Origin of the sequence: Sphaerisporangium sp. NPDC049002, assembly GCF_040649355.1 — a bacterium.
Taxonomy (GTDB): Bacteria; Actinomycetota; Actinomycetes; order Streptosporangiales; family Streptosporangiaceae; genus Sphaerisporangium.
The window spans coordinates 1-6,306 of sequence record NZ_JBEZFH010000308.1 but is presented as its reverse complement, the minus strand read 5'-3'; the positions used below and the strand labels follow the sequence as shown (position 1 = coordinate 6,306).

Annotated in this window: 7 protein-coding genes and 1 pseudogene; 5 read left to right on the top strand and 3 right to left on the bottom strand. The window is 69.9% G+C overall.

Annotation, left to right across the window (positions count from 1 at the left end; translation table 11 throughout):
• The coding region (locus tag AB0B89_RS34000; RefSeq protein WP_358561106.1) for a zinc-binding dehydrogenase at positions 1 to 371 on the top strand (371 nt) is incomplete at its 5' end.
• 102 nt (positions 372 to 473) lie between these two features.
• Here the strand turns inward: AB0B89_RS34000 and AB0B89_RS33995 are convergent.
• Positions 474 to 1,307 carry a HAMP domain-containing sensor histidine kinase gene (locus tag AB0B89_RS33995; protein ID WP_358561103.1) on the bottom strand — a complete coding sequence of 278 codons (834 nt, stop codon included), beginning with the start codon at positions 1,305 to 1,307 and terminating at the stop codon, positions 474 to 476.
• Between the two features lie 153 nt (positions 1,308 to 1,460).
• On the bottom strand, positions 1,461 to 2,183 hold the full coding sequence (locus AB0B89_RS33990) for a response regulator transcription factor (protein ID WP_358561100.1): 723 nt from the start codon (positions 2,181 to 2,183) through the stop codon (positions 1,461 to 1,463).
• A gap of 187 nt (positions 2,184 to 2,370) precedes the next feature.
• Between AB0B89_RS33990 and AB0B89_RS33985 the strand changes: the two genes are divergently transcribed.
• Genes AB0B89_RS33985 through AB0B89_RS33975 form a run of 3 tightly spaced genes read left to right on the top strand, consistent with a single transcriptional unit; the run spans position 2,371 to position 5,246 of the window.
• Entirely contained in the window at positions 2,371 to 2,676 is a 306-nt protein-coding gene (locus tag AB0B89_RS33985; RefSeq protein WP_358561097.1) for a circadian clock KaiB family protein, read from the top strand.
• Positions 2,673 to 4,187 (top strand): circadian clock protein KaiC, encoded by a 1,515-nt coding sequence (gene kaiC / locus AB0B89_RS33980; protein ID WP_358561094.1) that lies wholly within the window; start codon positions 2,673 to 2,675, stop codon positions 4,185 to 4,187. Before AB0B89_RS33985 ends, kaiC begins: the two co-directional genes overlap by 4 nt.
• 6 nt (positions 4,188 to 4,193) lie before the next feature.
• The gene (locus AB0B89_RS33975; protein ID WP_358561091.1) at positions 4,194 to 5,246 is read left to right on the top strand and encodes an ATP-binding protein; all 1,053 of its coding nucleotides are present in this window, start codon (positions 4,194 to 4,196) and stop codon (positions 5,244 to 5,246) included.
• Positions 5,247 to 5,291: 45 nt separating this feature from the next.
• Here the strand turns inward: AB0B89_RS33975 and AB0B89_RS33970 are convergent, their stop codons facing one another.
• Positions 5,292 to 5,981 (bottom strand): formylglycine-generating enzyme family protein, encoded by a 690-nt coding sequence (locus tag AB0B89_RS33970; RefSeq protein WP_358561088.1) that lies wholly within the window; start codon positions 5,979 to 5,981, stop codon positions 5,292 to 5,294.
• 209 nt (positions 5,982 to 6,190) lie between these two features.
• Here AB0B89_RS33970 and AB0B89_RS33965 point away from each other — a divergent pair.
• Positions 6,191 to 6,306 (top strand): annotated as a pseudogene (locus AB0B89_RS33965) (PQQ-dependent sugar dehydrogenase); the annotation flags it as partial.

Sequence of the window (6,306 nt, the reverse complement as noted above, 5' to 3'; positions counted from 1 at the left end):
GCGTCGACCGGGCGGTCCACCAAATACAGGACACCGTGGGCGGGAGGCAGCTGGCCGCCGCCTGGGCGCTCCTGGCCCCCGGCGGGGACGTGCAGTGCGTCGGCTGGGCGTCGGACGAGCCGGCGGTGTTCGCGCCGCACTCGCTGTTCTCCCTCGGCCCCTCCAGGACGATGAGCACGTTCGGCGACGTCACCGAGGTCGGGCCGGACCTCGCCACCCTGCTGGAGTTCCTCGCGGCGGGCCGCCTCTCACCGGAGGTCGGCTGGCGGGGACCCTGGGACCGCGTCACCGAGGCCGCCGGGGCCCTGCTCGGCCGTCGCGTCGCCGGCAAGGCGGTCCTGGACGTCGACCGGACCCCCGCTCTGGCGTGAGGGCGGACCACCTGCCCTGGGCGGTGAGGGGCAGCCGAGGTCTCGCGCCCTCACGCGAGGCTCGACCGCGGGTGACGGGCGGTTCCCGAGGTGGGATCACATTCACGGCGCTGGGGCCGGGTCGGTGAGAGGAAGGCGTAGCGCGAAGCACGCACCGCCGTCAGGTGAGCCGGCGGCGACGAGCACGCCGTGGTGGGCCTGGACGATCTCACGAGCGATCGCCAGGCCGAGCCCGGTGCCGCTGTGGTCGCGGGCGCGGGCCGCCGCCAGGCGGGTGAACCGCTGGAAGATCCGTTCCCGGTCGCTCTCGGCGATCCCCTCGCCGTCGTCGGAGACGATCACGTCCCCGGTGCGCGCGCTGCGGACGACGTCGACTCGCACAATCCGCTCGGCGTGACGCTGGGCGTTGTCCAGCAGGTTGGTGAGCACCCGGCTGATCTGGACCGGGACGACGTCGACGCAGACGCCCTCGTCGAGCCGCATCCGCACCCCGATCGGATCCGCGCGCCGCGTCACCTCAGCCCGGACCAGCGCCGCCAGGTCCACTCGCTCCCACGCGGATCGCGCCTTCGCCTCGAACCGGGACAGCAGGAGCAGGTCCCCGACGATCGCCTCCAGACGGTCGATATCGGCCAGGGCACGCCGGATCACCTCCGGAAGATCGTCTTCGCCGGGATGAAGCCGGGCCTCCTCCAGTTGCGCCCGCAACCCGGCGATGGGGCCGCGCAGCTCGTGTGAGGCGTCGGAGGCGAACTGCCGCTGCCGCTGTAGCGCCCGGTCCAGCTTGCCGAGCGCCCGGGAGGCCGTCCTTTTGGCCTGGGCGATCTCATCCTCGTTGGAGGGCTCGGGAGGCGCGTGGCACGCACTGCCGAAATCCGGCGGAAGGTCGAGCCCGTCTATGTACTCCCACAGGTAGGTCAAGCGCGACCTGTCCATCTGAGTCCTCTCTCCCTCACGAGCCGTCGGCCGTGTCCGGTGCGATGCGTGGACGTGCGACCGCGATGACGAGGCGGGAGTTTGGGGCCGGAACGCGGAATGGCGTTCCTCATGCTCAAGACGCTAGATGGGCCTCACCGACGTTCGCGACCCTCAGGTGGGCCGATGAACACCCCCATATGGGCTGTTTCGGGGTTTTTGGCCAGGAATTTGGGGGCCGGAGAGGAGCCCCGATCGCGTGGCCACGATGACCGCCTCCAACTGGCTGTGGGCGCCCAGCTTCGTCATGATGTTCTTGACGTGGCCGCGGGCGGTGTGCGGGCTCACGATCAGGTGTTCGGCGATCGCCCGGGGGTCGAGCCCCTCGCCCATCAGTCCCAGGACCTCCAGTTCGCGCACGGTGAGCCTCGGCCGGATACCGCCGCCGGGAAGCCGGTTCCCTCCGGCGGAGACCGGGACGGGCCGGAAGGCCGCGAAGAGCACCTTGAGGGTTTCGCCCTCGACGATCACCTTGTCATCCATGGGGGAGCGGATCGCGTCGAGGATGTCGGGGAACGAACTGTCCTTGGCGAGGAACCCCGCCGCGCCCGCGCCGGAGGCGGCGGCGAGGAAATCGGGGGTCGCGTCCCCGGTCAGGATGAGGACGCGGGCGTCGGGCCGAAGGGCCTTCACGCGCCGGGTTCCATCGATCCCGTCGGCGCCGGGCAGGTGGATGTCCATGAGCACGACGTCGGGGCGGTGAGCCTCCGCCATCGGGATGGCGGCCTCGACCGTCCCCACGGCTCCCACGCAGTCCAGGTCCGGCTGTGCGCCGATCGCGATCTCCAGCGCGTCGGCGAGCGCCTGCTGATCCTCGACCACGAGTACGCGGATCATCGGAGGTCCCGGTTCCGGTACGGGCGTGAACGGTGTCCGCTGCGTCATAGCTGTCTCGACCTGCACTTTTCGGCCATTGGCTCCTGATTGTGACGTTACTCGTGGGGAACAGTCAGGAACAAAACGGGGGCCGGAACGGACCTGGCGTCCATGACGGGACGCTGTCGCCGAAAGGACGGGAGCCGGCGTGACCACCTACACGTTCAGGCTCTACGTGACCGGACATACGGAACGGTCCAAAGCCGCAGAGGTGAACCTGCGGTTCTTGTGCGACTCCTTCGTCTCCGGCGCGTACGAGATCGAGATCGTCGACGTCGCCGAACGGCCCTGCCTGGCCGAGGAGGGCCGGGTTCTGGCCACTCCGACCGTGGACAGGCTCGCGCCGCTCCCGCCGCGGCGGGTGATCGGGGATCTGTCCGATCACGACCGCGCCGCCTTCGCGCTCGGCTTCCCCGGCACGGACGAGGTTTCGCCGGAAAGGTGGGGACGATGACCGGGAGCGACGCGATCGAGCGGATGCCCACGGGGATCAACGGCTTCGACCAGGTCGCCCTGGGCGGCCTTCCCGCGCGCAGGTCCACGCTCGTGAGCGGCACGACCGGTAGCGGCAAGACGCTTTTCGCCGTCGAGTTCCTCGCGCACGGGATCATGCTCTTCGACCAGCCCGGGGTGTTCGTCACCTTCGAGGAGACCTCTGCCCACATCCGCCGCAACTCGGCCTCGCTGGGGTTCTCCATCGAGCAGTGGGAGAGCCAGGGGAAATGGGCCTTCGTCGACGCGTCGGCGGGGACGGGCGAGGACGCCCCGGCCGTCGGGTCCTACGACTTCGGCGGGCTGGTGTCGCGGATCAAGCACGCCGTCCGCCAGACCGGGGCCCGCCGTGTCGCCCTCGACTCGCTCGGCGCGATCTTCACCCGCTTCTCCGACTTCCGTACCATCCGCCACGAGCTCTTCCAGATCGCCTTCGCCCTGGAGACCCTGGGCGTCACCTCGGTGCTCACCGCCGAGCGGCCCGAGGAGTACGACGGCGTGACCCGCTACGGCGTCGAGGAGTTCGTGTTCGACAACGTCATCATCCTTCGCAACGTCCTGCGGCAGGAGCGGCGCAGCCGGACCGTCGAGATCGTCAAGTTCCGCGGTGCCGCGCACCGCACCGGGGAATGGCTCTTCACCATCGCCCCGGAGGAGGGGATCGTGGTCGTCCCCATGGCGTTCCTCCTGTCCCCGGCGGGCGCGTCACTGGTCCGCGTCTCCTCGGGCAGCGCCGAGCTGGACACGATGTGCGGGGGCGGCTTCTACCAGGACGCGACCGTGCTGATCACTGGGCCCACCGGCACGGGCAAGACGCTGGCGGGCCTACGGTTCGTGGCCTCCGGGGTCGAGGCGGGGGAGCGCTGCGTGCTCCGCACCTTCGACGAGAGCCGCGAGCAGCTCTTCCGCGACGCCGCCGGCTGGGGCATGGACCTGCGGGCCATGGAAGGCTCGGGCCTGCTCCGGATCATGTCCGACTACCCGGAGGTCGCGTCGCTGGAGGACCACTTCCTCCAGCTCAGGCGGACCATCGACGAGTTCGCCCCCGGGCGGCTTGTCGTCGACACGCTGTCCGCGCTCGAACGCGTCGTCTCTCCCAGGTCGCTGCTGGACTTCGTCCTCGCGCTGGGAGCGATCGTCCGCCGCAAGGAGATCACGACGCTCTTCACCTCGACACCCACCGGGCGGCTCACACCGTCGGGCGCGCAGGCGATCGTCATGGAGATCGCCGACTTCGCCGACGTCTCGATCCTGCTCCAGTACCTGGAACACGAGGGCGAGATCCAGCGGGCCATCGCGGTCCTCCGGGCACGGGGCTCCACCCACGACCACAGCATCCGCCGGGTCACCGTCGACGGCACCGGAATGCACATCGGCGAGCGGTTGCGCGGCAGCACCCACATCCTGACGGCGCGTCCCACACCGGTGAGCATGTGGGGGCCGGTCGAGTCCGAGGAAGGGACGCAGGGGTGAGGGACGATGAGGAATCCTCACCACGAAAAGGACTCCACGGCCGACGTACGGGCGCGGAGCACCATTGATGCCGGCTCCAGCAACGACATCACCGACGCGATCGTGTCGGCGTCGGCGGACGGGATCGTCGCGGTCGACGAGAGCGGCATCATCCGCCTGTGCAACCCGGCGGCCGCGGACCTTTTCGCCCGCGACGCGGGGGAGCTCATCGAAACCCCGTTCGGCTTCCCGATCGTCGCGGGCGAGGCGGCCGAGATCGACCTGATGCTGCCCGGCGGAGGAAGACGGGTGGTCGAGATGCGGGTCACGGCCACGACCCTGGAAGGTGAGAACCTGTACGTGGCGGCGCTCCGCGACATCACGCGCCAGCGCCACCTCGAAAGGGAGCTCGAAGCGGCACTGGAGCGTCAGAACGTCGTGGTCGCCATCGCGGCCCACGAGCTGCACAACCCGCTGGCCGCGATCAGCGTGCTGGTCGACGTGCTGCGCGACCGCCTGGCCGCGCTTGCCGAGGAACAGCGGGCCGACATCATCGACCGCATCGCCGAACGCACGGCCCGGCTGCAGGTGCTCGTCCGCAAGCTCCTCACCGCGTCCACGATCGACGCGCAGGGCGCGTCCGCCGCGCTGGAACGCGTCCCGGTGCTCGAATTCCTCCTGGAGCGGCTCGGCGAGCTGGACACAAGGGCCCGGGACGTGCGCCTGTCGTGCCGCCCCGACCTGGTGGCCCTGGTCGACCGCAAGGAGTTCGCCGCGATGATGGAGAACTATCTGGACAACGCCTTCGCCTACGGGCGCCCGCCGGTCGAGGTGCCCGTCTCGGGGGACGCCGTCTCGATCGAGATCCGCGTGTGCGACCACGGGGCAGGTGTGCCGGAGCCGTTCATCCCCCGGTTGTTCGAGCGGTTCAGCCGTGGGCCGAGCGCCGAGCCGGAGACGGAGGGGACGGGTCTCGGGCTGTGGATCGTCCGCAGCCTCGCGCGGGCGAACGGCGGCGACGCCTGGTACGACCGCGAGGCCGGCTGCTTCTGCCTTCGCCTGCGACGGGCCCCTCGCTGACGGCGCCGCCTCCCCGCTCCGGCCTCAGTGAGGGGGCGCTCACGCTCACAGCGAGCGGGCGAGCCGGAATCCGAGGTCGTCGATGCGGAAGGCCGGGTGACTCTTACGGCGGCACGACGCCCGGCATCCCCGGGGGCGGTCATGACTCCCGCCGCCCCGGAACACGCGGTAAGGGCCGTAGACCGTGGGGTCATAGAGATCCCAGCACCACTCCCACACGTTGCCGATCATGTCGTACAGGCCCCAGGCGTTCGGCGCCCTGGTCGCGACGTCGTGAACCTCGCCGCCGGAGTTCCCGCGGTGCCAGGCGATCTCGTCCAGCTCTCCGTAGCGGACGCCGGAGGTGCCGGCCCTGCACGCGTACTCCCACTCGGCCTCGGACGGGAGGCGAAAGCCGCCGGCCTCCCGATCGCGTACCACGTCCAGCCCGTCGGGGTCCTCGCCCATCGAGTAACAGGGGAGGAGCCCCGTCGCCCGCGACAGCCGGTTGCAGAACCGGACGGCCTCCAGCCAGGACACCTCGGTCACCGGCGCCCGCGCGGAGGTCACGGGCGCCTCCCCTCGGACGGCGTCATACAGCTCGCGGGTCACGGGATACGGCGCCAGCCGGAAGGCCCCGATCTCGACCTTCCAGCTCGTCTCGCTGCCCTCGTCCCGCAGGACGATCTCCCCGGCGGGGATCGTGATCGTATGCTCGGCGATCACCTGGAGCGGTGTGGGTTCAGAACTCATCATGGAGCCGGGAATTCCGTGCTCGTACGACGAATTCGGTGTACAGAGAAGGGGCTTTCTGGCGTGATTTCAGACATGGCCGATTTACTCTTTCGGAAAGTGAGCGAAAGCGATGGTGATGCGCGGAGCTCACATGGTGGCGTCGAGAGGAATCGCCTGGAGAGCGGTATCGCGAGAAGAGTCGCGCGTCAGTCGCGACAACAGGACGAAGCAGCCGGATCACAGGCGGAGCGGTCTTCACCGCCAACGAGAGCGGGCTGCTCGGCATCGCGCTCGACCCGGCCTTCGCCACCAACCGCTGGGCGTACCTGTACTACTCGCCGCAGTC

Coding starts and splice junctions, on each gene's coding strand:
- AB0B89_RS33975 (WP_358561091.1), top strand. CDS start 4,194: ATGAGGAATCCTCACCACGAAAAGGACTCCACGGCCGACGTACGGGCG.
- kaiC (WP_358561094.1), top strand. CDS start 2,673: ATGACCGGGAGCGACGCGATCGAGCGGATGCCCACGGGGATCAACGGC.
- AB0B89_RS33995 (WP_358561103.1), bottom strand. CDS start 1,307: ATGGACAGGTCGCGCTTGACCTACCTGTGGGAGTACATAGACGGGCTC.
- AB0B89_RS33990 (WP_358561100.1), bottom strand. CDS start 2,183: ATGATCCGCGTACTCGTGGTCGAGGATCAGCAGGCGCTCGCCGACGCG.
- AB0B89_RS33970 (WP_358561088.1), bottom strand. CDS start 5,981: ATGATGAGTTCTGAACCCACACCGCTCCAGGTGATCGCCGAGCATACG.